Source organism: Carboxydothermus islandicus, from assembly GCF_001950325.1.
Taxonomy (GTDB): domain Bacteria; phylum Bacillota; class Z-2901; order Carboxydothermales; family Carboxydothermaceae; genus Carboxydothermus; species Carboxydothermus islandicus.
On the sequence record NZ_BDJL01000030.1, the window covers coordinates 71,347 to 94,737 of the forward strand.

The 23,391-nt window shown below is 40.0% G+C and carries 27 protein-coding genes; 1 reads left to right on the forward strand and 26 read right to left on the reverse strand.

Annotation, left to right across the window (positions count from 1 at the left end; genetic code table 11):
* Positions 1 to 30: 30 nt before the first annotated feature.
* The 21 genes from ciss_RS05115 to ciss_RS13015 all read right to left on the reverse strand — a co-directional run bounded on the left by ciss_RS05115 (position 31) and on the right by ciss_RS13015 (position 17,677).
* Positions 31 to 1,389, reverse strand: a complete 1,359-nt coding sequence (locus ciss_RS05115) for a PFL family protein (protein WP_075865220.1) — start codon at positions 1,387 to 1,389, stop codon at positions 31 to 33.
* 10 nt (positions 1,390 to 1,399) lie between these two features.
* A complete protein-coding gene (locus tag ciss_RS05120) occupies positions 1,400 to 1,675 on the reverse strand; it encodes an ACT domain-containing protein (protein ID WP_077177452.1) in 276 nt (91 codons plus the stop codon).
* An 86-nt stretch (positions 1,676 to 1,761) separates the two neighbouring features.
* A complete protein-coding gene (gene secF / locus ciss_RS05125; RefSeq protein ID WP_075865222.1) occupies positions 1,762 to 2,625 on the reverse strand; it encodes a protein translocase subunit SecF in 864 nt (287 codons plus the stop codon).
* A gap of 12 nt (positions 2,626 to 2,637) precedes the next feature.
* Positions 2,638 to 3,864 carry a protein translocase subunit SecD gene (gene secD / locus ciss_RS05130; protein ID WP_075865223.1) on the reverse strand — a complete coding sequence of 409 codons (1,227 nt, stop codon included), beginning with the start codon at positions 3,862 to 3,864 and terminating at the stop codon, positions 2,638 to 2,640.
* A gap of 69 nt (positions 3,865 to 3,933) precedes the next feature.
* The gene (locus ciss_RS05135; RefSeq protein WP_174574963.1) at positions 3,934 to 4,593 is read right to left on the reverse strand and encodes an HD domain-containing protein; all 660 of its coding nucleotides are present in this window, start codon (positions 4,591 to 4,593) and stop codon (positions 3,934 to 3,936) included.
* A gap of 21 nt (positions 4,594 to 4,614) precedes the next feature.
* Positions 4,615 to 4,893, reverse strand: coding sequence for a preprotein translocase subunit YajC (yajC, locus tag ciss_RS05140; protein ID WP_075865224.1), 279 nt, complete (start codon positions 4,891 to 4,893; stop codon positions 4,615 to 4,617).
* Positions 4,894 to 4,947: 54 nt separating this feature from the next.
* On the reverse strand, positions 4,948 to 6,063 hold the full coding sequence (tgt, locus tag ciss_RS05145) for a tRNA guanosine(34) transglycosylase Tgt (RefSeq protein WP_075865225.1): 1,116 nt from the start codon (positions 6,061 to 6,063) through the stop codon (positions 4,948 to 4,950).
* Between the two features lie 11 nt (positions 6,064 to 6,074).
* Positions 6,075 to 7,091 carry a tRNA preQ1(34) S-adenosylmethionine ribosyltransferase-isomerase QueA gene (gene queA / locus ciss_RS05150; protein ID WP_075865226.1) on the reverse strand — a complete coding sequence of 339 codons (1,017 nt, stop codon included), beginning with the start codon at positions 7,089 to 7,091 and terminating at the stop codon, positions 6,075 to 6,077.
* Positions 7,092 to 7,100: 9 nt separating this feature from the next.
* On the reverse strand, positions 7,101 to 8,495 hold the full coding sequence (locus tag ciss_RS05155) for a SpoIID/LytB domain-containing protein (RefSeq protein WP_369689014.1): 1,395 nt from the start codon (positions 8,493 to 8,495) through the stop codon (positions 7,101 to 7,103).
* Positions 8,401 to 9,240 (reverse strand): anti-sigma factor domain-containing protein, encoded by an 840-nt coding sequence (locus ciss_RS13530; RefSeq protein ID WP_075865228.1) that lies wholly within the window; start codon positions 9,238 to 9,240, stop codon positions 8,401 to 8,403. The genes ciss_RS05155 and ciss_RS13530 overlap by 95 nt, the downstream gene beginning before the upstream one ends.
* Positions 9,240 to 9,881, reverse strand: a complete 642-nt coding sequence (gene sigI / locus ciss_RS05165; protein WP_075865229.1) for an RNA polymerase sigma factor SigI — start codon at positions 9,879 to 9,881, stop codon at positions 9,240 to 9,242. Before sigI ends, ciss_RS13530 begins: the two co-directional genes overlap by 1 nt.
* A gap of 50 nt (positions 9,882 to 9,931) precedes the next feature.
* Entirely contained in the window at positions 9,932 to 10,147 is a 216-nt protein-coding gene (locus ciss_RS05170) for a DUF2905 domain-containing protein (protein ID WP_075865230.1), read from the reverse strand.
* A gap of 3 nt (positions 10,148 to 10,150) precedes the next feature.
* Positions 10,151 to 10,687, reverse strand: a complete 537-nt coding sequence (locus ciss_RS05175) for an epoxyqueuosine reductase QueH (RefSeq protein ID WP_075865231.1) — start codon at positions 10,685 to 10,687, stop codon at positions 10,151 to 10,153.
* 10 nt (positions 10,688 to 10,697) lie between these two features.
* Positions 10,698 to 11,717 (reverse strand): Holliday junction branch migration DNA helicase RuvB, encoded by a 1,020-nt coding sequence (gene ruvB / locus ciss_RS05180; protein WP_075865232.1) that lies wholly within the window; start codon positions 11,715 to 11,717, stop codon positions 10,698 to 10,700.
* 15 nt (positions 11,718 to 11,732) lie between these two features.
* Positions 11,733 to 12,320, reverse strand: a complete 588-nt coding sequence (gene ruvA / locus ciss_RS05185; RefSeq protein WP_075865233.1) for a Holliday junction branch migration protein RuvA — start codon at positions 12,318 to 12,320, stop codon at positions 11,733 to 11,735.
* The gene (gene ruvC, locus ciss_RS05190; RefSeq protein ID WP_075865234.1) at positions 12,317 to 12,793 is read right to left on the reverse strand and encodes a crossover junction endodeoxyribonuclease RuvC; all 477 of its coding nucleotides are present in this window, start codon (positions 12,791 to 12,793) and stop codon (positions 12,317 to 12,319) included. The genes ruvA and ruvC overlap by 4 nt, the downstream gene beginning before the upstream one ends.
* 44 nt (positions 12,794 to 12,837) lie before the next feature.
* Positions 12,838 to 13,572, reverse strand: coding sequence for a YebC/PmpR family DNA-binding transcriptional regulator (locus ciss_RS05195; protein ID WP_075865235.1), 735 nt, complete (start codon positions 13,570 to 13,572; stop codon positions 12,838 to 12,840).
* 21 nt (positions 13,573 to 13,593) lie between these two features.
* Positions 13,594 to 14,328: an NAD+ synthase gene (locus tag ciss_RS05200; RefSeq protein ID WP_075865236.1), complete on the reverse strand. Its 735-nt coding sequence runs from the start codon at positions 14,326 to 14,328 to the stop codon at positions 13,594 to 13,596.
* Positions 14,325 to 15,230: a selenium metabolism-associated LysR family transcriptional regulator gene (locus tag ciss_RS05205; RefSeq protein ID WP_075865237.1), complete on the reverse strand. Its 906-nt coding sequence runs from the start codon at positions 15,228 to 15,230 to the stop codon at positions 14,325 to 14,327. The genes ciss_RS05200 and ciss_RS05205 overlap by 4 nt, the downstream gene beginning before the upstream one ends.
* Positions 15,231 to 15,241: 11 nt before the next feature.
* Positions 15,242 to 16,828 carry a DAK2 domain-containing protein gene (locus ciss_RS05210; RefSeq protein ID WP_077177455.1) on the reverse strand — a complete coding sequence of 529 codons (1,587 nt, stop codon included), beginning with the start codon at positions 16,826 to 16,828 and terminating at the stop codon, positions 15,242 to 15,244.
* Positions 16,829 to 16,840: 12 nt separating this feature from the next.
* Positions 16,841 to 17,677 (reverse strand): DegV family protein, encoded by an 837-nt coding sequence (locus tag ciss_RS13015; RefSeq protein ID WP_077177456.1) that lies wholly within the window; start codon positions 17,675 to 17,677, stop codon positions 16,841 to 16,843.
* Between the two features lie 177 nt (positions 17,678 to 17,854).
* On the opposite strand from ciss_RS13015, the gene ciss_RS05215 reads away from it, so the two are divergent.
* The gene (locus tag ciss_RS05215; protein WP_075865238.1) at positions 17,855 to 18,097 is read left to right on the forward strand and encodes a hypothetical protein; all 243 of its coding nucleotides are present in this window, start codon (positions 17,855 to 17,857) and stop codon (positions 18,095 to 18,097) included.
* Here ciss_RS05215 and ciss_RS05220 read toward each other — a convergent pair.
* The 5 genes from ciss_RS05220 to ciss_RS05240 form a co-directional block, all read right to left on the reverse strand.
* Positions 18,094 to 18,789: a pseudouridine synthase gene (locus ciss_RS05220; RefSeq protein ID WP_075865239.1), complete on the reverse strand. Its 696-nt coding sequence runs from the start codon at positions 18,787 to 18,789 to the stop codon at positions 18,094 to 18,096. The genes ciss_RS05215 and ciss_RS05220 overlap by 4 nt on opposite strands.
* Position 18,790: 1 nt before the next feature.
* Positions 18,791 to 19,714, reverse strand: coding sequence for a lytic transglycosylase domain-containing protein (locus tag ciss_RS13915; RefSeq protein ID WP_075865240.1), 924 nt, complete (start codon positions 19,712 to 19,714; stop codon positions 18,791 to 18,793).
* A 95-nt stretch (positions 19,715 to 19,809) separates the two neighbouring features.
* Positions 19,810 to 20,727, reverse strand: a complete 918-nt coding sequence (locus ciss_RS05230) for an ABC transporter permease (protein ID WP_075865241.1) — start codon at positions 20,725 to 20,727, stop codon at positions 19,810 to 19,812.
* Between the two features lie 2 nt (positions 20,728 to 20,729).
* Positions 20,730 to 21,839, reverse strand: coding sequence for an ABC transporter permease (locus ciss_RS05235; protein ID WP_075865242.1), 1,110 nt, complete (start codon positions 21,837 to 21,839; stop codon positions 20,730 to 20,732).
* The gene (locus ciss_RS05240; protein WP_075865243.1) at positions 21,839 to 23,362 is read right to left on the reverse strand and encodes an ABC transporter ATP-binding protein; all 1,524 of its coding nucleotides are present in this window, start codon (positions 23,360 to 23,362) and stop codon (positions 21,839 to 21,841) included. Before ciss_RS05240 ends, ciss_RS05235 begins: the two co-directional genes overlap by 1 nt.
* Positions 23,363 to 23,391: the final 29 nt, after the last annotated feature.

Sequence of the window (23,391 nt, forward strand, 5' to 3'; positions counted from 1 at the left end):
CCTACTTTCAAAATTATTATAACCGGTTACTTAATTTTTTAAACTTTGGATAGGAGCGGGAATTCGACCACCGCGCATTACAAACTTTTCGCTGCTAAACCGATTTACATCCATTATGACGGTACGGCCCAATAAACCTCCAAATTCCACATATTCACCCGCTTTTTTTCCGGGAACCGGAATAATGCGTACCGCCGTGGTCTTTCCATTAATAACGCCGATACTTATCTCATCAGCAATAATACCAGCAATGGTCGAAACCGGTGTCTCACCGGGGATTGCTATCATATCCAAGCCAACCGAACAAACCGCAGTCATCGCTTCTAATTTTTCTATACTAAGCGCACCCACCTCAACCGCTCGAACCATCCCCATATCCTCACTCACGGGAATAAAAGCGCCGGATAACCCACCTACCATAGACGACGCCATAGCCCCGCCCTTCTTTACAGCATCGGTTAACATCATTAAAGCAGCCGTGGTACCAGGTGCACCGCAATATTCCAAGCCCATAGCTTCAATAATTTCCGCGACACTATCACCCATGGCTGGAGTTGGTGCAAGGGATAAGTCGACTATCCCAAATTTTACCCCTAACATTTTTGCCGCTTCCTTACCGACTAACTCCCCCACCCTGGTTATTTTAAAGGCCGTTTTCTTAATCTCATTGGCCAATTCCTCCAGGTCCGCTCCAGGAAATTTTTCCACCACTCGTTTAACAACTCCAGGACCGCTTACCCCAACATTAACAACATAATCCGCTTCCCCCACACCGTGAAACGCTCCGGCCATAAAAGGATTATCCTCCGGTGCATTAGCAAAAACTACAATTTTGGCACATCCCAGTCCATCCTTTTCGCTGGTCCGTTCAGCCGTTTCCTTTATTATGCGTGCCGAAAAATTGATTCCATCCATATTAATCCCCGCCCGGGTAGTAGCAACATTAATTGAAGCACATACCCGTTCCGTCTCCGCCAGTACCCGGGGAATTGTATTTAATACATTTATGTCCCCTTTCGTAAAGCCCTTATGTACTAACGCCGAAAACCCACCGATAAAATTTACCCCAATCTCCTGCGCAATTTCTTCTAAAGCATAACCGATTTTAATTGTTTCGGTTTCCGTAAATCCCCCGGCCAAGAGCGAAACCGGGGTAACCGCAACCCGGGCGTTGACAATCGGTATTCCATACTTTACCTCTAATTTCTTGGCAGTTTCCACCAGGTACTGCCCTTTTTCCCTGATTTTCTGCTTTATATTTTCACAGGTTTTCGCAATACTGCTATCAACACAATCGAGAAGGCTTACTCCCAATGTAATCGTTCTGATATCCAGGTTTTCCTCCTGAATCATTTTAAGAGTTTCTAAAATTTCCCCAAACTTAAACATTTAATCCCTCCTATATTCGATGCATAGCTCGAAAGATATTTTCATGTTGAATCTCAATTTTTAAATTTAATTGTTCTCCCAAGTCACTCAAAGACTTTTTTAACGCTTCAAACTCAAGGTTACAATGAGTAATATCTACCATCATAATCATGGTAAAAAGTCCTCCGGTGATGGTTTGACTAATATCCAAAATATTGACGTTAGCCTCGGCTAAAAGAGTAGCCACTTTAGCAATGATTCCTACCCGATCTTCGCCGATAACCGTAATTAAAGCTTTTTCCTGCAATCTAATTACCCCTTTCTCTTTTTACTTTACTTTTTATTTTTTAACTTTAAAAAAAAACGAGGTTCTACCCTCGTATTTTGATACCTTTAACTTTTTCGCTTCGAACTCAAACGTTTTAAATCAAACCAGATAGGACTTGCATTAAATATCGATGAATAAGCACCGCTGGTTACCCCAATTAACATGGCAGTTACAAATATTTTGATACTTGATCCTCCAAAAAGCAGCAGAGAAACTAAAACAAAGATAACCGTTAATACCGTATTTATCGAGCGCGCCATTGTTTGCCACAAGCTTTTGTTGATTAAATCCTCTAAGGCCTCTCCCTTTTCCCGTTTTTTTAGATTTTCCCGAATACGGTCAAAGATAACAATTGTATCGTTAATGGAATAACCGATAATCGTTAAAATCGCAGCTACAAAACTGCTGTCCACTTCCCATTGGAATATTGAGAAAAGTCCGATGGTAACAAATACGTCATGGAGTAAAGCTATAATGGCTGCAACTCCAAAGTAAAATTCAAAGCGAAAGGTAATGTAAAGTAACATTAACACCGAAGCAATTAGTAAAGCCAAAAAAGCTTTTTGCAGCAACTCGCGGCTAACAACACTTCCAATCCGGTCTTCACGTAAAACTTCGACTTGTCCTAACTCATTTTCCAGGGCCTTGACTACAGCATCTCGTTTTGCGGTATCTAACTCCTCAGTCCTGATTAAGTAGTTTCCTTCACCCGTTAACTGAATCGAACTAACTTTAATTCCTTCCTGGGTTATAACATTTCGAATATCCTGCGAAACAACAGATTTTGTAAATTTAACTTCTAAAATCGTACCGCCGGTAAAGTCAATACCCCAGTTAAGCCCTTGAATAAAAAGGGAAATAATTCCCGGAACAATAATCAATAGCGATATAATATACCAGTATTTTCTATTTTTTATGATGTGAAACATTGCCTTACCCCCTTATGCCCCGTACAATTTAGGATTTTTGACGACTTTAGAGTCTGCCGCTAAGAACAACAGCCAGCGGGTAAAGGTTATTGCCGTAAACATACTGGCAATGATACCAATACTCAGGGTAACCGCAAATCCCCGAATTGGACCGGTACCCAAAAAGTAGAGGATTACGGCGGCAATAAGGGTGGTAGCGTTCGCGTCAAAAACCGTTAAAAAGGCCCGTTTAAATCCAGAATCAATAGCGGATCGTAAAGTTTTTCCCAACCTTAGTTCTTCTTTTAATCTTTCAAAGATTAAAATATTCGCATCCACCGCCATACCCATGGATAAAACAAAACCTGCAATTCCGGGTAAAGTTAAAGTAGCCTTAAGAGCAATCATCACTCCTAAAACAATCGTTGCATATAAAATTAGCGCAAAATCAGCGATAAATCCGGGAAAACGGTAATATAAAATCATAAACACAAAGATGGCTATCACGCCTATAATACTCGCTTTTACCGAACGTCTTAAAGAGTCGGCCCCTAAAGTTGGACCTACAACCTTCTTTTCCAATATTTCAAGTTTTAAAGGCAGGGCACCGGAACGAAGCAGTACAGCAATGCGATGGGCTTCCTCTAAATCTTTGTAACCGGTAATCCTGGCCTTACCGTCAGTTATCGGTTCCTGAATAACCGGATTTTGTAAAAGTTTGCCATCAAGATATATTCCTAAATTGCGGCCAACATTTTTAGTTGTAAAATCACCAAATTTTTTGGCACCTTCAGCATTAAAAGTTAGGTTTACTTCGGCTAATCCCGTACTGGGATCTTTGGCTTCAATGGCATCCTTTAAATCTTTACCCGAAACAATGACTTCCCCTTCAGGCGATTTAAATTCTAACACCGCCGGTTTAATTAAAGTTCTGACCGCTTCCTCGGGATTTTTATAACCAGCAATTTCAACAATGATGCGATCTTTACCCTGTTTTTGAATAATGGGTTCTGAGATACCCAGCTCATTTACCCGCGTTTCTATTATGGAAATGGTACTCTGCATAGTTTTATCGTTAACCGGACTGCCAGGAAGTTCCTTGGCCTGAAAAACTACGTGTACTCCACCCTGTAAATCAAGTCCCAAAACGGTATGTTTTACCAATGGTTGAACTGAACCAAAACCTAAAAACATGTACCACCCAATGACAAGAATTAAGATTAAAACGCCACTAAATAAGGTAAATTTCCCTAACCTCACTCCCAAATTCCTCCTCTGCAGGCATTAACAAAGCTATTATACTTTTCCTTGCCGATAATTGTCAATTTCCTAAAGCAATTTTGTTCCATTTATCACTAATTCAAATCTACACTTTAAAAACTCAGCTGCCTTCCGGCATAACACCATTCGGCTTAAAAAAATCTCAAAATACTCCATTACCGGACAAATATCGGTATTTATTATTAATTCCAGGGTAATGGTCCTTTTTTGTTCGTTGACCCAGACAAATGAATGTTCCACAGCCGAATTTACCCTGTCGTGAATATCATAGGTAGCCGGGTCTTGATTTCTCACCCGGGAGCGGTGAACATCGGACTTATCCGCCAGTATTAAAGCCGCTGCCACATTATTAACCGGTTGACCATACTGTTCCTCATGGTTTCCAATGGCAGAAATAACAATGGCAATTTCCTCGTAATCCATGCCGAGCCTTTCAAGAATTTGTGCTGCCAAAAGCGCTCCGGTTAAACCGTGTTCCTGGCGGTTAATAGCATTCCCGATATCATGAAGATATCCAGCAATTGCTGCCAGCTCTCCTTCCCGCTCCGGATGACCCAAACGGTCCAAAATGTTTTTGGCAATTGCCGCAACCAGCCCCAAATGTCTAAACCCGTGTTCGGTATATCCGAGGGTCCCAAGGTGTTCATTACTTTTTTTTATGAACGCTTCCACCATCGGATCTTTTTTTACATCGGCCAAGGTCAGCACAGAGCCACCACCCAGTTTGAATTATTCCTTGTACGGTCCGGTTATCGCGGATTTTAAAATTTCTACTTTTACATTGTCGGATAATCTAAGAATCACCGTTTTTTCTTTAATTTTTATTACCTCTCCAATTAAGCCTCCCACCGTTAATACTCTGTCGTCCACTTTAAGGGCTTTTAAAAATTCTTGATGCTGCTTTTGTCTCTGGTTTTGCGGCCGAATCATGAAAAAATAGACAATGAGAAAAAAGACCACCAGGTAAATAATTGTTACTACTTGTGGTGTAAAAATCTTACTGGACATTTATCTTACCCCCTTCTTTTGTATAAAAAACGTCTAAAGTTATATTCGACTTTTTTATTCTTTTCCCTGCTCATAATTTTGTAAAAATTCTCGGGCAAAAGCCAACAACCTCTCTTCTTTAATTGCTTTCCTGATTTCCTTCATTAAGTTTATTAAAAAATGGAGGTTATGGATGGTTGTCAGGCGAATCCCGAGTACCTCGTCATTATGCAACAAATGGCGAATGTAGGCCCGGCTGTAATTGCGGCACGTGTAGCACTGGCAGTCCTCTTCAAGCGGACGAAAATCATCTTTGTACGCAGCATTCCTTACCACTAATTTACCATACCTGGTAAAAACCGTTCCATTACGGGCAATCCTGGTCGGTAAAACGCAGTCAAACATATCTATCCCCCGGATTACCCCTTCAATTAAAGCATCTGGAGACCCAACCCCCATTAAATAACGGGGCTTGTCCTGAGGTAAATGCGGCTCCAAAACTTCTAACATCTCATACATTAAAGGTTTTGGCTCACCGACACTCAATCCACCAACGGCATATCCCGGAAAATCAAGTTCCGTTAAATACCTGGCACTTTCCACCCTTAAATCGGGATACACGCTACCCTGAACTATCCCAAACAGTACCTGGTCTTCCCGGCGGTGAGCTTCTTTACACCTTTTGGCCCAGCGGTGCGTTCTTTTCATTGCTTCCTTAGCATAAGAATATTCGGACGGATACGGAGCACATTCGTCAAACACCATAGCTATATCAGAACCCAGAGCTTCTTGAATCTTCACCGCCTTTTCCGGGCTCATAAAATGCGTACTGCCGTCTATGTGGGATTTAAAGGTAACTCCTTCTTCACTAATGGTGCGTAACGGACCTAAGCTGAAAACCTGAAAACCACCCGAATCGGTTAAGATGGCCCGGTCCCAGTTCATAAATTTATGTAAGCCGCCAGCTTTAGCAATTAACTCTTCCCCTGGACGTAAGTACAGGTGGTAAGTATTCGCTAAAATTATTTGAGCTCCGATACCCTTTAACTCTTCAGGGCTCATGGTCTTAACCGTTGCCAGGGTTCCAACGGGCATAAAAACCGGAGTCTCCACCACATTATGAAAGGTTTTTAAAAGCCCAAGCCTCGCTTTTGTACTGGGATCCTTTTTTAGCAGTTTAAAAGAAAACATCTTAAGCCTCCTTAAATTATTAACATGGCATCACCAAAGCTAAAAAAGCGATACCTTAAACTAACAGCAGTTTCGTAAGCATTAAGCACTTTTTCCCTGCCAGCAAAAGCAGATACCAGCATAAGCAGAGTTGATTTGGGTAGGTGAAAATTGGTAATTAAACCGTCGATGATTTGAAAATTAAATCCTGGATATATAAAGAGGTCGGTATAACCCTTGGCAGGAGCTACCTGTCCTCTATCGGCAACACTTTCTAATACCCTTACCACCGTGGTTCCAACAGCAATAACCCTTCTTCCCTCTCTTTTTGCTTTATTTATTTTCTCCGCCGCCTCGTTTTCAATTTCATAATACTCCTCGTGCATTTTGTGTTCGAAAATATTTTCCGTCTTTACCGGTTTAAAAGTCCCTAACCCCACATGTAGTAAAACCTCGGTAAACTCAACCCCATAATTATTTAGTTCGGAAATTAACTCCCAGGTAAAATGTAATCCTGCCGTAGGTGCAGCCGCCGACCCAGGTTCTTTAGCATAAATAGTTTGATACCGTTCCGGGTCTTTTAATTTTTCTTTAATATAAGGCGGAAGGGGAGTTTGTCCTAATTGATTTAAAATTTCTTCAAATATTCCCTGAAAGCTAAATTTAATTATCCTTCCCACTTCCGTCTGGGCTACAATTTCCCCTTCTAAAACCCCGGGAGCAAAAATAAGCCTGGTGCCAACCCGGGCACGCCTTCCGGGCTTCACCAGGACCTCCCACTCCGTTAAACTTAGCCTCTTTAATAAGAGGATTTCCACCTCTCCTCCCTGCTCACGTACCCCATAGAGTCTGGCAGGTATAACCCTCGTCTTATTTACTACTAACAAATCACCGGGTACTAAATACCTCTTTAAATTTTTAAAAATATCATGAGTAATTTCACCGGTTTGGCGATTTAAAACCAAAAGCCGCGATTCATCTCTTTTTTCCAGGGGGGTTTGGGCGATTAATTCCTCGGGAAGGTTGTAATCAAAATCCTCTAACTTCATCATTCACCTCTAATATATCTTAGTTATTTCAACACCAGTATAATAATACTTGATTATCGCCTTGTAGTCAAAGGGAGGGTGGTTTTGGGTTTGCTGCGCCATTGCCCAGGCTCCCCACTGGGACATGCCAAGACCGTGCCCCCAACCCTGACCTATAAAAGTAAATTTTTGTGGTATTTCTTCAACAATATTATATCCAGCTCCACCGTTTTCCATTGAAACTTCACTGCTTCCAATAACGTTTACAGCCTGTTTATCCACTTCTATTATTTCACCTTCACCATTTATCACGTATACCGTTTGCTGTTCACCGGTATTTAGTGGAATAAACTTTGTTTGGTACTTCTTTTCTGAAATTTTAATTGTAAAGCGCGAGCTATTTAAACCGAGAGCTTTTCTAATGGTTCCATCATATTTTAATATTTTACTACCCTTTTCCCCTGTAACCGTTACTTCCATTGCCCGTCCGGTTGATGCAGTTTTTGTTATTTTTACTTCTTTTACCTCTCCAACATCATAGCCCGATTTTTTTAACTGCTCCCGCAACTCAGAAGCCGTATATTCTTTTGTCCACCGGATAACATTATAACTGCTCGAACCTCTCGCTTGCAATAATTCCGCAGCTTCATCATCATAGATATCTTTCTTAGCTTTTAAGTACGGTAACTCCGTTGTACCGTAAATGGTATTATTGGACTCGATATAACCACCGTTACTGGAGTGAAACAAAGCAGTAATAACCTTTCCATTATAAGTTATCACTTCTCCGGCAGTTTGGTCAACCAGAGCATTTACCGAGGTAAATTCGGAGCTCAGTCCTCCGTAAACCTGACTTCTTTGATCCGGGTATAAATCAAATTCATTATCCGGGCTTAAATGGCTGTAAGCATAGGTTCTGGCAGCCAAGATTTGGGCTTTAATTGCATTAGCCGGCCAGGATGCAGAAACTTCATTGGGAACAACACCATAAAGGTATTTTTCTAAGGAAAGGCGATTAACTAATCTTATACCAGTAGCTTTTGGTATTATTATTAAATCGCCGCGGTAACGTTCCAAGCGTTGAGGTAATGTACGTTCCGGTGTTAAGTTAAAATTTTCTGTAGTATCACTGTAAGCCTGAAAAATAACAGTATTTTTAGTAACAAAAAATGGTGTCGGGTCATTATCTTTATAAAGCTCAACCCAATATTCCGAAAGATTTGTTGCGATTTCAATGGTTTTTAGTTTAATCGTCAAAATAGTTTCGTCGGAATCTTTATAAATTAAATCTTTCACATTTTTTAAGGTATTTCCGTCATAAATTTGGTATTTACCGCTTAGCTTTACCTTTTGGCTCTCGGTCCTGGGTAGATCTTTCAGCAAAATTCGAACCTTTATTTGTTCTCCCGCCAGAGTTGGCATCATCCACTGGAGAAGAGCCGCTACGGTTAACAGCAGTATCATTAAATTTTTTAGTAGTTTTTGCACTAATTTTGCCTCCTCCCCCGGTTAAAACCTTTTCCTCTTTTTTCCCTGATTCCTTTTTAATTTTATCATCTTTTGGATTTTCCCGAAAGTTTTTCCTTTTTTCCTTTGTTTCCATCTTCTCTTTCTTATTCACCTTTTCGACAGGTTTTTTACTTTTTTCAGAAGTTTTTGGTAGAAGTTGTGTTTGGGATTTGGGCTTTCGGTCTGGAAGATATTTTTGCAGTTTATGAACGTTATACTTTTTTCCGGGTAATACTTCCAGCTTAATTTCTTCGCTCGTTCCTAATTCCGAACAAACTTTAGCAATTGCCTGCTCAACCTTTAATCCTTTTAATTCAGCGAGGTATTTTTCACCCTCGGGAGAAAGGGGTAAAACTTTAATCACCTTATCCCGGTAATTTATTCCTATTTTTACTCCCTTGGTTCCACCCACGGTTAGATAGGCAACCACTTCCCTTTCCTTGGCATAGGTAAGGTATACCGGAGCAAAAAATAACAATAATGAAGCCGCCAGAGCAACAATTTTAAGGCTAAAACCCAATGGATTAACTGTCCTTTCGGGAAATTCAACTTCATCCCCAACGTTATAACTTCCAGCTAATTTCACTTGTAAAAATCGGCCATCGGACAAGATTAGGTAAGAATTTTCATTTACTTTTTCTATAATTACGCCCCGGCCCATTATGAGTCACCTCCCCAGCCAAGGTATGCCTGTAAACCGGTAAATTTCCCCCAGTAAATCAAGATAATTGCTACCAAATATTTTCGATACTTTTCAATGGATTTTTGCTTAATCTTAAAACGCTCGGAGATGCTTTGCAGAGGTAGCTTTTTAGTACGGATAAACTGTCGAACAATTTCTTCGTCTTCCGCTATCTCTTTAGCAAGCATTACTAATTTCTGCCGGCTATCTTTATGCTTGGGCGAAACTTTAACCAATTCAGCAAAAGTTATCTGAAATTGTTTTAAAAGTTTTTCATATTCTGCAATTTCCAGGCGTATATCCACTTCGTCAATTAAATTTCTTTGCGATAAAAAACTTTCATCCAGCGGCAAATTTTGCTGATAAAGCTTATTTTGCCGGTAAAAATCAATTAATCTACGCCTAATTATTTGAGCAGCAAATTTTTCAAATTCTACTCCTTTATCGGAATTATAACTTTGAATAGCCTCATTTAAAGCCAGGAGGCCAATACTGTATTCATCATCGGACTTGGTAATAAAACGGCCCGTCAATCGGGCCCCAATCCTGAAAATAAGATTTTCATGTTGGCGAATCCTTTGCTCTAATATTTCGTCATTAATTGTCTTGTTGAACTGCATAATTAACCCCCAATAAGGTATTCGTTAAGCAATAAATTTTTCATGGGGTTTTACCGTCGAAAAAGCAAGTTAAGTATTAAAGTTAACAAAAGACTTAATAATATGGAACTGGCCAGGGGAAAAAAGAAGGTAAAATTTCCCTTTCGGATTAAAATATCCCCGGGCAAACGCCCGAAGTGTAAAAATTTCTCTCCTATAAAAAAGAAAAAACCGGTGATAATTAAGATTACCCCGATTAACATTAGAAATTTTCCCATTTCTCCCATAGCTTACTTCCCTTCCTTATAGTATCTTTCTTTTTCACTAAAGATACAGCCGCAATACGGCTGCCGGTATAAATCAAGTTCTTTAGCTTTTTGATAAGCAGCCCGAAAGCCCACCCGAAAATCTTCGTAAATGAAGTTTATGCCGTATTTTTCTGCTAAGTTAAAGCCTATCTCTTTAATTAAATCGTGTTTTTGATATGGACTAACCAAAAGAGTGGTAGAAACATTATTTATTCCTAAACTTTTAGCTTTTTGAAAGCTTTTCTCCAAGCGGGTTTCATAACAAAATCCGCAGCGTACACCCGGATATTCCAAAATACCTTTAAGAAACTCGGTGAGCGGATAATCGTTTTCATAAATAACTTCCAAGTTTATTAGAGAGGCGTACTGTTTTAAAGTTTCTCGTCGTCTTTTAAACTCCTGATAGGGGTGGATATTAGGATTATAAAAATACCCTGTTATGTTATAGCCCATTTCTTTTAACCTTTCAAGGGGATAAATACTGCAGGGTGCACAGCATATTTGCAGTAAAAGTTCCATGTTTTCACCTCTACCATAGCGAAGGTTCTGCTTCATTTTTATTATAAGAAATACCTAAGTGATCATAAGCAAGCTTGGTAACTACACGCCCCCTTGGGGTTCTTTTTATAAACCCAATCTGGAGTAAAAATGGCTCATACACATCTTCTATGGTGTCAACCTCTTCCGAAATGGAAGCGGCAATTGCCTCAATTCCCACTGGCCCCCCCTGATATTTTTCAATCATTGTTTTTAAAATTAAGCGATCGGTCGGATCTAAACCCAGCTCATCAATTTCCAATAAATCTAACGCTGCCTTAGCATTATCAAGATCTATTACCCCGCTGCCCCGAACTTCTGCATAATCCCTTACTCGTTTTAATAATCTATTAGCTATTCTCGGTGTACCCCGGGAACGTTTGGCAATTTCAAAACTACCTTCAGGGGTAATTTCGGTTTTTAATAATGCTGCCGACCGATTTATTATTAACATTAATTCTTCCACCGAATAAAACTCCAAGCGGTGAACCATACCAAAGCGGTCCCGCAGAGGTGAAGTTAAAAGCCCCGCCCGGGTAGTAGCCCCAATTAAGGTAAATTTAGGCAAACTCAGCCTCAAGCTTCTGGCCCCCGGGCCTTTACCAAGCATAATATCAAGAGCAAAATCTTCCATAGCAGAATATAAAACTTCTTCGACAATCCTGGGAAGTCTATGAATTTCATCGATAAACAACACATCTTTTTCCCCGAGATTAGTTAAAATCGCCGCTAAGTCTCCGGGGCGTTCAAGGGCCGGGCCGGAAGTTATTTTAATATTTACTTCTAATTCATTAGCAATAATGGTAGCGAGAGTAGTTTTACCCAGACCGGGAGGTCCAAATAAAAGTACGTGGTCTAAGGCTTCATTTCGTTTTTTTGCTGCTTCAATAAAAATTGAAATTGTTTCTTTTACTTTATGCTGTCCAATATATTCACTTAATCTTCTCGGTCTTAAGCTAAACTCATTTTCATCTTCCGTTAACTCATATCCCGAAACCAATCTTTCCTCCATATTTTCACCTTATTTCTATTTATTTAAAAATCTTAAGGCCAGGGCAATACCTTCCTCGGGAGTTTTAACACTTTTTTTATCTATTTTACTTAAAATTTCCCTGGCTTCAGCTGCTGACAGTCCTAAACTCAGAAGTCCCTTATATACATCTCCCCACAAATCCTGGAAATTTTCCTCACCCGCTTCTTTACTTGTAAAAGAAGTATAGCCAATTTTATCTTTTAATTCAAGAAAGAGTCTTTGCGCATTTTTTTTACCGACTCCCGGTACCTTTGTTATTGCTTTTTCATCTTTATTGGCAATAACCCAATTTAACTTTTCCGGAGTAAATTCATTTAATATTGCTAACGCAGCTTTGGGACCAATACCGGAAACGCTCAGCAATAAATCAAAAAATTTCCTCGTTTCTTCATCGCTAAAACCATATAAGAACCAACCGTCTTCCCTAATTTGTAGGGAAGTATACATTACTACTTCCGAATTTAAGTTAAGACTTCCCAATTCCCGGGGAAGAACCGCTACCTTAAAACCAATTCCATTGACATCAATGATTACCGTATCAAGAGTTTTACTCAATATTTTCCCTTTTAAAACGGCTATCAAAGCAATCCCCCCATTTTTAGAAAACCTGCATAGGCAATAGCTAAAGCATCAGCCACATCATCAGGTTTGGGAGGAGTTTTAAGTCCCAAAAGCCTGGTTATCATATACTCAACCTGACTTTTAGGTGCATGCCCGTAACCGGTTACAATAGTTTTCACTTCGACCGGCTTAAGCTCTAAAACAGGAATATTATTTAAGGCCGATGCTAATAAAACCACTCCTCGGGCTTCGCCAACAGAAATTGCCGTTTTTACATTTTTACTAAAGAACAATTCTTCAACCACCACTATTTCCGGTTTTTCTTGAATAAGTATTTCATTAAGCTTTTGAAAAATTATCTTTAATCTTTTTTCTTTGTCAATTGGGGGTGTGGTTATAGCTTGATAATTTTTTACAGTAAGTTTTCCATTTTTTTTCTCAAGTACACCAACTCCAACTATAGCCGTTCCCGGATCAATACCTATGATTTTCATTTTAACCTCCAAAAAGAGAAATAAGAGCCTTGGTACGGCTCTTTTTAGTCAACCAGTTCAAAGTTGGCATAGACCTCTTGTACATCATCATGTTCTTCAAAAAGATCCAAAAGTTTTAAAAGCTTCTGAGCCTCTTCTCCAGAAACCGGTACTGTAGTTTTGGGAAGCATGGTAATCTCGGCAATGCTTGTTTTGATGTTTGCATTGTTTAAAGCATCCTTAACCTTTTCAAAAGCTTCTGGCTCAGTTATAACCTCAAACTGGTCTCCTTCATCCTTTAAATCTTCAGCGCCAGCGTCCAAAACCAAAAGCAAAATTTCTTCTTCATTAATTCCCGGGTTATCTTCTTTGGGGATGGTAATATACCCTTTTTCTTCAAATATCCACTGAACGCTCCCCGCTTCCCCCATACTGCCGCCATGCTTGGAAAAAAGATGCCTGATTTCACCGGCAGTGCGGTTACGATTATCGGTCATTATTTTTAGAAGAATCGCTACCCCTCCGGGACCGTAGCCTTCGTAAAAAACCTCTTCATAACTTTCCGCGGCTAACTCACCGGTTCCTTTCATTATGGCCCGCTGAATATTCTCGTTAGGGATATTAGCTTCCCGTGCTCGAGCAATAGCCGCTTTCAGACGGGGATTGGCTTCCGGATCTCCTCCCCCAAGCCTTGCCGCTACCATTATCTCCCGGGCAAGCTTGGTAAAAATTTTCCCCCGCAGGGAGTCCATCTTTTCTTTTCTATGCTTAATATTTGCCCATTTGGAATGCCCAGCCATAGAACAACCTCCCCCATATATTTACAGCATTGGAACCTCCGGTGTTTTCTTTTTATGCTGGGATTTTATCTGCATTCTTTTGACAAACTCCACTAACTCCGCCGAACCTTCACCGGTTAATAAATATTTATCAATATCTTTGTAAGTAAAGCCCATCTCCCCTTCATCGGTTTGGCCTTCCCATAACCCGGCAGAAGGAGCTTTAGTAATTATCTTTTCAGGAAGTCCGAGATAGCGGGCAAATTCCCAAACTTCGGTTTTGGTCAAATTACCGATAGGCAATAGGTCAACGCCGCCATCACCCCATTTTGTAAAATAACCGATTTCTAACTCTGTTCGATTTCCTGTTCCTGCAACTAAGTAATTTAAAGTTGCGGCCCAGTAATAAAGGGTTGTCATTCTTAGCCGCGGTTTAATGTTGGCCAAGGCAAGCTTTCCTGGCTCATGGGGTGTAGCATTCTTTAAGCTTGTAATCAAAGCTTGATAAGGCTCATCTAAATTTACCACAATATATTTCAAATTTAAATGCTCCGCCACCATTCGCGCATCTTTTTCATCTTCAGGGTTACTAAAGCAAGGCATAATTATACCCAGACTTTCTTCAGGAAAAGCCTTTTTAATCAAAGTCGCAACTACTGCCGAATCAACACCTCCGGACAATCCCACCAGTAGCCCATGGGCATTGGCTTCTCTTACTTTTTCCTTCAACCAGTTTACCAATTTCTCAACCTTTTCTTCCCAATTCACTCTCCTCATCTCCTTTGCGAGGAAAATTCGGATAAAGCTAAATTAATAAAGTGATTTATAAGTGGGTGTTGTTTTTTTCTCTTTAAATATAGCAAAAATAAATCCCTTTGCAAAGTTAAACCCTTAATTCTATGAACCGATACTAACCCTAACTTTGTCGCTTTTCTAACGGCAATTTCGGAGCAAAAAGCCCCTCCCAGTCCCCCTTCTACTGCCGTTAATACCGCTTGATTGCTTCCCAGCTCCATAACAATTTTAAGCTTCTTTTCCGATATCCCAAAATTTTTTAAAGCTTTTTCCAGGAACATACGGGTGCCAGAACCTTTTTCCCGCCAAATAAGCGGAATTTTTAACAAATCATCCGGTTCCAAAACTTCGTTTTGGGTGAGGGGATGATTAGCCGGCAAGATAAAAACTAACTCGTCCTTAAAAAAAGGAACAAATTCCAAGCGCGGGTTTTTTATTTCTGAACCTACCGCTCCAACATCATAGACACCATCCAAAATTTTAGCCACCACATCGCCCGTATCGCTAATCTCAAGATTTACCTTTACCTGGGGGTAAGCCGAATTATACCTCCCCAAAAGCAGTGGCAAAAGATATTGCCCGGGGATATTACTTGCCCCGATATTTAAGATTCCCTTGGGATTTTCTTTGTTTCCGGATATGTTTTGTTCTACTTCCTCAAGAATCTTTAAAATTTCTTGAGCATATTTATACAAAAGGGCCCCATCATCGGTAAGCTTAATTCCTTTTACATTTCTTTCCAATAATATTGTATTAAAATACTCTTCCAAGGACTGCAAATGTTTGGTTATAGCCGGCTGCGTTAAGTTTAAAAGCTTTCCAGCTTTACTTAAACTTTTTTCATTAACTACAGTAATAAAGGTTTTAAAATACTCTACCTTCATAAAACCCCCCGCTACTCCATTACAATATAAAAGGGATAATTTCTCTGTCCCCCGTAAAACTTTTCTACATCGCAAAAATCATACTTCTCTTCCAATAATGACACAAATTTTTCTGCTACATCTTCTAAAACTTCCTCTCCCGTAAAGACCGAAATTAAGCTGTTATCTTCACTTATTACCTTAGCAACTGCTTCCATTGAAGTTAAGATAACATCTTTTCCTGCGGCAATGATATCACCGTTAAAAATCGCTATATAATCTCCTCTTTTTATTTCTAATTCACCAAACTTTACCTCTCTTACAGCTTTGGTAACTTCAATAACTTTTAAATTTTTTAAGTGTTCGTTTATTTTAGTAATTAATTCTTCAGGTTCGGCCTTTTCATCAAAATATAAGGAAACCGCCACCGTTTGGGCCGGATTTTTTGTATTAATAATGGTAACCCTTTTATTGGTAAGATTTTTAGCCTGTTCGGCAGCCAAGATAATGTTTTTATTGTTTGGAAATACTATCACTTCCGCTGCCGGAACACGATTGATTGCCTCCACAATAGCCGATACCGGAGGATTTGCCGTTTGTCCGCCATCAACGATTTCATCTATGCCCAGCTTTTGGAATATTTCGCTGAACCCTTTACCCGGCGAAACTGCAACCATTCCTATCTTTTTGGTAGGCTTTAGCCTTTCCTGACTTTGTTCCAGCATATTATCTATTTTTATATTGTAAATTATCCCCCACCTTAACCCCAATTCTAAGGCTTCTCCGGGGTGATTGGTATGAACGTGAACTTTTACAACGTTTTCATCGCCAGCAACTATTAAAGAACCCCCAATTTCATTTAATTCCTGTCGTATTTTCTCCAGGAATAATTTTTCGCCTTTGATAATAAATTCAGTGCAGTAAATATAATCCAAACTATTCTCATTTAACTGCTGTTCTTCCTTTTTTACGGAAAAAGCTTCTTCCGGTAAATTTAAAGTAATACTTTCCTCTTTTAACCCGGCTAAACAGCCTTGCAAAAATAAAACAAGCCCCATACCACCCGAATCAACAACCCCTGCTTTTTTTAAGGCAGGCAAAAGTTCCGGTGTTTTAGCTAAAGCCACTTCCCCGTAACCAATTGCTTCGTCTAATAATTCAATAATGTTGACTTTGCTACGAATGCTTTTCTTAAATCCCTTACCGATTTCCCTTAATACCGTTAGGATTGTTCCTTCCACCGGTTGCGCCACTGCCCGGTAGGCGTAAACTACTCCGTATTGAAAAGCTTTTGATACTTCCGAAACACCGGCTTCGCGCTTGTTTTTAAATCCCCTGGCAAATCCGCGCAAAACCTGAGAGAGAATAACCCCGGAATTTCCCCGGGCCCCAAACAAAGCACCCTGCGCAACAATATCAGCCACCTTGCCCAAATGTCCATCCATCGCTTGAGATATTTTTTCCGCGGCCACCTTTAAAGTTGCCGCCATGTTTGTTCCGGTATCGCCATCGGGAACAGGAAATACATTTAACTGATTTAATTTCTCCTTATTGCGCTCAAGATTTGCAGCAGCTGCAATAATCATCTTGGCATAATCAATCCCATTAATTTTTTCCAACAATACCACTCCTTAATCCTTTGCTAAATATACTGTACCAAGAGCACCAGGACCAATATGGCTTCCAATAACAGGGCCTACGGAATGAATTTCGATATCATCCCTCTTTAATTTTTCCTTTAATTTCGCTTGCATTTTAATTGCCGCATCCCGGGCATAAAATTCCACTACTCCAGCCCAAACCGCATCTACAGGTATTAATTCGTATAATTTTTCAAAGGCTTTGTTAAAGGTTCTTATTTTTTCCACAACCTCAATTGCCCCATCCACCATGGTCAAAACCGGCTTAATTTGCAAGATACTTCCAAAAAGAGCCGCAGCACCGCCAATCCGTCCTCCCCGATGCAAAAACTCCAAACTATCGGGAACAAAATAAAGCTTCATTCTTGGAACTATACCAGTCAGTTCCTCAAAGATTTTTTTCGCTGGTTCACCCTCCCGGGCTTTTTGCACCGCATATTTTATCATGTAAGTTTCAGCTCCCACAATTGCCTTGGAATCCAAAACGTAAACTTTGTCTTTCCCCACCTCATTTGCAGCCGTAAGGGCACTATTAAACGTTCCGCTGAATTTTGAAGAAATAGTGATGCAGACTATTTCGTACCCAAGACTCAACTTTTCAATAAACACTTTTTTAAAAGCAGCAATAGACGGTTGTGAGGTAGTAGGTCGTTCTTTGGTACTCGTCAATATTTCATAAAATCTTTTGGTTTCGGATAAATCGTCAACAAAATCATATTGTCCGATATGAGCAGTAAGCGGAACTATTTCCAAGTATTCCTTATTATCCTCAACGTAATTGGAAGTCAAATAACCGATGGAATCAGCCACGATAAAAGTCTTAGACATTACTTTCCCCCATTTCACAATTATTCCAATTTTTTTAACAAAAATAAAAATTTTTTATACTACTTTAAGATTTTAATCAAACAAATACCCAAATTCAACATTTTTCATAAATCGACAATAAAATACCCTTATCAAATCAACATACCTCTGGTATGATAAAAACGGAGGTGTTAATAAATGGTTAAATTGGTAAGGGAAGGGACAACCTTCGGTCAAAAAGATGTAATTGAGCTTTTGGTTGAGTTTTCCTCTTTTAAAGACCGGGTTAATAAAAAATTTAAAGAAATCGCCCGGGAATTTGAAGGAAAAAGTAACGAACACGACCTATGGGTAAATCTTTATTTAATCGCTTCAGATTATGCCGAAGAAATGCAAAACCGTAAGGCCAAACAGGAAATGTTAAGCCAAAAAATAGGTTAAGAGTTTTTTAAGATCGAAATCTCTTCAGGAGTTAATTCCCTATATTCCCCGGGGCTTAATTTGCTATCTAAAATTAAGCCCCCAATCCTTATTCTTTTTAAGTAAACAACGGTCTTTCCCAGAGCTAAAAACATCCTTTTTACCTGATGATACTTCCCTTCGGTTATAACAATCGTTCCACTTTTATCTCCTACTTTACCGAGAAGTCGGGCAGGTTTGGTAAGGTAGTTATCTTCCAACCGGATACCGGCTTTTAACCTTGAAAAATCATCCTCTTCTAAAGGCTTATCCAGCTCAAAATAATATTCCTTCTCTACCTCTTTTTTGGGAGACGTTAAATGATGCGCTAACTGCCCATCATCGGTCAAAATAAGCAAACCTTCGGTATCAATATCCAGGCGGCCAACCGGAAATATTTCCCGATGAAACGGCACTAAATCCACAACAGTAGGATAACGCCGGTCAACGGTAGCGGAAACATATCCTTGGGGTTTGTTTAACATAAAATAAACAAAGGGTTTATATTTAACTTCTTCACCCTTAACAATTACCTTATCGGTATCCACATTCAAGTTATATCCCGGGTCTTTTACCACTACACCATTTACCTCTACTTTTTGAGCCTTCAAAAGTTTTCTAACCTCTTTGCGGGTACCATAACCCATATGAGCTAAAAATTTATCAATCCGCATTTCACTCCTCCTTTGCTTCCTCGGCTTTGATCCTGGCATTTGCAAAAATCGCCCGGTATTTCTCCATTAAAAGCGGAACTTTCCTTATGTAATTTTGCGTTTCCGAAATATAGAGATAATTATTGTTATAAACGTTGCCAGGTCCTGCATTATAAGCCGCCAAAGCTAACTGCCAGTCACCAAACCGTTTGTATTGAATTGCTAAATACCTGGCACCGCCAATAATATTTTGCTCGGGATCATAAGGATTTACCCCTAAACCCCGGGCCGTTTTGGGCATCAATTGCATGAGTCCAATTGCTCCCGCTGGACTTATCGCATTGGGATTGCCCCCGGACTCCTGCTCAATTACGGCAGCAATAAGTGCAGGGTCTATATTATAAAGTTCCGCTGCTTTAAAAATGTATTTTGACCAACGAAGAACCTTGTGTTTTTGGTCAAGATACTGCATAAAATTCCTTGAACCCACAGCAACTTTTTGTTGGTCTTGCGAAATATAAATACGCATGGTCAAAAAGTCGGCAAAAGCCGTTAAAGCGCTTTTTAAATTACTTTTAACAATAACCCCGGGAGAAAGGTCAAAATCACTTTGGCCTTTTCTTTTAAAATTCGTTAATTCATGTCCTAAAAAAGCAATGGTATCTTTCAAACCATTCTTAAATTCATAATATTTTTCCTTTTTAAAGGAAAGAGTTGCTTTTTGGTCGAGTTTAAACTCTTTCGGGACAACGCTATAAGGGGGATTGTAGTTAGCTATTTTCATAATTAATATATCTTCAAGCTTTGCCGGTGTAAAATAAAGAAAAATTACTATTAAGAGTAATATAATACCAACTACCCTGGTTAACTCTAAAAAAATCTCTTTAAATTTCTTCCAAAGTCCATTAAACGGTCTACCCATCGGAAAATTTATAACTGGTTTCAAACCTTTCTCCCCCAAAACAGCGGTTTGTTATGTTAATGTTCTACCTCTTTTCCGTTATTTCCTGCAAAAAAAGGGTGTAGCTTAAAACTACACCCTTAATCTCCTTCGCGGGAATACGGAATACCAACTGAAGCCGGTGGTTGAGCTTTTCTTACCACCCCAGCAAGAACTAATAACGTTAATACGTACGGAATCATTTTTATAAATTGATAGGGAACTACTTTACTTTGAACTACACGCATACTAATAGCCTCGGCAAAACCAAAGAGGAAGGAAGCCCAAAATGAGCCGTAAGGCATCCAGTTACCAAAGATCATCGCTGCTAAAGCAATAAATCCTTTACCCTGGGTCATGCCCTCTACATACATATGGGTGTGCTCAATCGATAGATAAGCACCGGCAAGTCCAGCAAAAGCACCGCTAATTATTACCCCTATATAACGATAAGGTATTACTTTAACCCCCAGGGTATCCGCTGCTAAGGGATTTTCCCCGACTGCTTTTAAACGCAACCCAAACACGGTTTTTTCCAATACCCAGTAAGTAACAAAAACAAGCAAAATTCCAAGAATAATTATCGGCGAGATGTCAGTAGCAATTGGCTTTAAAACACTGATATTCTTTAAAACCGGGATATCAATTTTCGGTAAACCTTCAACACTTGGACTGGTAGTAGCCATGCCAAACAAAGCAATGCTAAAAAATCTGGCTAAACCGTAAGCAAGGATATTTATTGCTACCCCCGAGACGATTTGGTCGACCCGGTAGGTAACGGTAACCACCGCGTGAATTAACGCCACTAACATCCCCATAGCAATTGCCAGTAAAAAACCGCCCACCGGTCCATAATGCAGCGCGCCGTAGGCCCCCCAAAAAGCCCCTGTCATCATCATACCTTCAAGGCCTATATTGGTAACACCGCTGCGCTCCGAGAAAATCGCACCTAACGCGGTAATCAATACCGGAATGGTCATACGAAGAGCCGAGGCTAACATTTCCATAATATCGCCCATTATTAAGCCTCCTTCTTCTCTAATCTCTTAACATAACGCCCCAAGATATTCGCTGCCACAACCACACTTAGGATAATTATTCCCTGCATGATAACAATGGTTTCCATTGGTACACCCATAAAGGTTTGAACACCCTCGGCACCCCGATTAAGAAAACCGAAAAGTAGTGCGGCTAAAACAATACCAAAGGGATTATTGTTACCCATTAAAGCAACGGCAATACCGTTAAAACCAAAGTTTTTCGGAAAGTCCAAATCCATATAGCCATAGAAACTCAGTAAATGGGAAAGACCGATCAACCCCGCAATAGCTCCGCTTAATAAGAAGCCCTTAAAATATATTTTATTTGGACTTATGCCCGCAGCTTCGGAAGCTTTGGGATTACTTCCCACCGCCCGAATTTCATACCCAAAAGGAGTGTGCCAAAGTAAATAATACATTCCCACCGCTAAAAGCAATCCAATTACAAAAAACCAGTTCAGATAAACATAGTTTGGTAAATCTATGCCGAAAAAGCTTAAAAACCCATGAAGCTTTGGCATTAAGGCCGATTCGGCAAAATGGGGCGTACGAATTAACGGACTTCCCAATCCTTCAGGTACTTTTTGGTTCCGGTCCATGAAAAGATCCGCAATCAAGTAGTGAATTAACGAATAGGCAATATAATTGAGCATGATGGTACTGATAACTTCATGAACTCCGCGGCGTACCTTTAAGTATATGGGAACAAAAGCCCATAATACTCCTCCCACCATAGCTGCTAAAATGGCCAGAGGCAAATGAATAAACGCCGGAAGTCCGGTAAAAGTAAAGCCCACGAAGGCGGCAAAAAAAGCCCCTATAAAATACTGTCCTTCTACGCCAATGTTAAAAAGTCCAACTTTAAAACTCAAGGCCACAGCTAACCCGGAAAAAATAAGGGGTGTTGCATTAAATAAAATTGCGCCAACGCTATCAGCCCTTCCCAGGCTAAACTCAATCATTGTTTGGTAAACTTCAATGGGACTTTTTCCGATTGCAACTATTAATACCGAACTTAAAACAACGGCAAACAATATGGCAACTATTGGCGTTAAAAGCTGTAGCAGTATTATTTTGAACCGCTTATTCATTAACCTACCCCCACTTCTTTATGTGCCCCGAGCATGTATTGGCCTATCTCCTCCAATTCCAGTTCACCCGGCACAAATTCTTTGACAATTTCTCCATTATACATAATACCTACCCGGTCTGAAAGGGAAAGAACTTCTTCTAAGTCGGCAGAAATTAAAAGCACAGCTTTTCCGTTATTCCGGGCTTCAATTAATTTTTTATGAACAAATTCAATGGCCCCGATATCCAAACCTCTCACCGGTTGTGCAGCAATAATCAAATCCGGCTCATAACTTAATTCACGAGCTAAAATTACCTTTTGCTGGTTTCCACCGGAAAGGTTACGAATTGCCAGCTCAATTGAGCCTAATCGGATATCAAACTCTTCAACCTTTTTACTGGTCAATGATTTGATTTTATCCCGGAAAAGTTTCCACCATCGGCTGTATTCGGGCTTGCGTTCCAGCCCAAGGACCATATTTTCCCATACGGTCATCGGTAAAACCAGCCCCCGCTGGTGCCGGTCCTCGGGGATATAACCAACCCCAGTTTCCCTTATGGCTCTGGTATCAAGTCCTTTATTACTTTTACCTTTTATTAATATTTCCCCACCATCGTAAGGTAATAATCCCATAATTGCTTCAACCAGTTCTCTTTGACCGTTCCCTTCCACACCGGCTATACCGTAAATCTCTCCGGCACGAATGGATAAACTGAGGTTATTTAACTGGTGGCGATCAATGCTGCCCTTTACTTTTAAGTTCCTTACCTCTAAAATCACATCGCCGGTTTTTACGATCGGTTTCTCAAGTCTAAACAACACGGGTCTTCCTACCATCATCTCTGCTAACTGTTTTTTACTGGTTTCGGAAGCTTTTACGGTACCAATAACTTTTCCCCGCCGCAAAACAGTAATTCTATCGGAAATTTCCAGCACTTCGTCAAGTTTGTGGCTGATAAATAAAATCGTTTTCCCTTCTTGTTTTAATTTTCTAAGGTTTACAAACAGTTCTTTAACTTCCTGAGGTGTCAAAACCGCAGTGGGTTCATCCAGGATTAATATTTCGGCGCCACGGTATAAGACTTTTAAAATCTCTACCCGCTGCTGGTGACCTACCGATAAATCTCCTACCTGGGCATTAAGGTCTAACTTAAAGTCATACAATTCACATAATTCTTCCACTTTTTTCTTGGCCTTGTCAAAATCTATCACTCCACCGGGACTATTTTCATATCCGAGAATAATGTTTTGAACCACATTAAAACGGTTTATTAACATAAAATGCTGGTGAACCATTCCGATACCTTTAGCAATAGCATCCCGGGGACCGTTAATTTTTACTTTTTCCCCTTTTAAAAACATCTCTCCCTCATCTGGCTGATACAATCCGGTAATAATTTTCATTAGCGTACTTTTCCCGGCACCATTTTCCCCAACTAAAGCATGCACTTCCCCTCTGAGGGCATCAAAAGAGATATTATCGTTGGCTACCAGTCCGGGAAAACGTTTGGTAATTCCTTTTAGTTCCAGAACTTTTTCCACCGTATTTCCCCTTTCCTCGTTTTTACCAA

What these genes read in the sequence shown, in the direction of transcription:
- ciss_RS05205 (WP_075865237.1), bottom strand. Translation starts at nt 15,230, where the DNA reads ATGAAGGTAGAGTATTTTAAAACCTTTATTACTGTAGTTAATGAAAAA.
- ciss_RS05155 (WP_369689014.1), bottom strand. Translation starts at nt 8,495, where the DNA reads ATGATGCCAACTCTGGCGGGAGAACAAATAAAGGTTCGAATTTTGCTG.
- ciss_RS05170 (WP_075865230.1), bottom strand. Translation starts at nt 10,147, where the DNA reads ATGGGAGAAATGGGAAAATTTCTAATGTTAATCGGGGTAATCTTAATT.
- ciss_RS05115 (WP_075865220.1), bottom strand. Translation starts at nt 1,389, where the DNA reads ATGTTTAAGTTTGGGGAAATTTTAGAAACTCTTAAAATGATTCAGGAG.
- sigI (WP_075865229.1), bottom strand. Translation starts at nt 9,881, where the DNA reads ATGCAGTTCAACAAGACAATTAATGACGAAATATTAGAGCAAAGGATT.
- ciss_RS05200 (WP_075865236.1), bottom strand. Translation starts at nt 14,328, where the DNA reads ATGAGGAGAGTGAATTGGGAAGAAAAGGTTGAGAAATTGGTAAACTGG.
- ciss_RS05220 (WP_075865239.1), bottom strand. Translation starts at nt 18,789, where the DNA reads ATGCGGATTGATAAATTTTTAGCTCATATGGGTTATGGTACCCGCAAA.
- secF (WP_075865222.1), bottom strand. Translation starts at nt 2,625, where the DNA reads ATGTTTCACATCATAAAAAATAGAAAATACTGGTATATTATATCGCTA.
- ciss_RS13530 (WP_075865228.1), bottom strand. Translation starts at nt 9,240, where the DNA reads ATGGGCCGGGGCGTAATTATAGAAAAAGTAAATGAAAATTCTTACCTA.
- ruvB (WP_075865232.1), bottom strand. Translation starts at nt 11,717, where the DNA reads ATGGAGGAAAGATTGGTTTCGGGATATGAGTTAACGGAAGATGAAAAT.
- ciss_RS05215 (WP_075865238.1), top strand. Translation starts at nt 17,855, where the DNA reads ATGGTTAAATTGGTAAGGGAAGGGACAACCTTCGGTCAAAAAGATGTA.
- ciss_RS05230 (WP_075865241.1), bottom strand. Translation starts at nt 20,727, where the DNA reads ATGGGCGATATTATGGAAATGTTAGCCTCGGCTCTTCGTATGACCATT.
- ciss_RS05195 (WP_075865235.1), bottom strand. Translation starts at nt 13,572, where the DNA reads ATGGCTGGGCATTCCAAATGGGCAAATATTAAGCATAGAAAAGAAAAG.
- tgt (WP_075865225.1), bottom strand. Translation starts at nt 6,063, where the DNA reads ATGTTTTCTTTTAAACTGCTAAAAAAGGATCCCAGTACAAAAGCGAGG.
- queA (WP_075865226.1), bottom strand. Translation starts at nt 7,091, where the DNA reads ATGAAGTTAGAGGATTTTGATTACAACCTTCCCGAGGAATTAATCGCC.
- ciss_RS13015 (WP_077177456.1), bottom strand. Translation starts at nt 17,677, where the DNA reads ATGTCTAAGACTTTTATCGTGGCTGATTCCATCGGTTATTTGACTTCC.
- ciss_RS05175 (WP_075865231.1), bottom strand. Translation starts at nt 10,687, where the DNA reads ATGGAACTTTTACTGCAAATATGCTGTGCACCCTGCAGTATTTATCCC.
- ciss_RS05235 (WP_075865242.1), bottom strand. Translation starts at nt 21,839, where the DNA reads ATGAATAAGCGGTTCAAAATAATACTGCTACAGCTTTTAACGCCAATA.
- yajC (WP_075865224.1), bottom strand. Translation starts at nt 4,893, where the DNA reads ATGTCCAGTAAGATTTTTACACCACAAGTAGTAACAATTATTTACCTG.
- ruvC (WP_075865234.1), bottom strand. Translation starts at nt 12,793, where the DNA reads ATGAAAATCATAGGTATTGATCCGGGAACGGCTATAGTTGGAGTTGGT.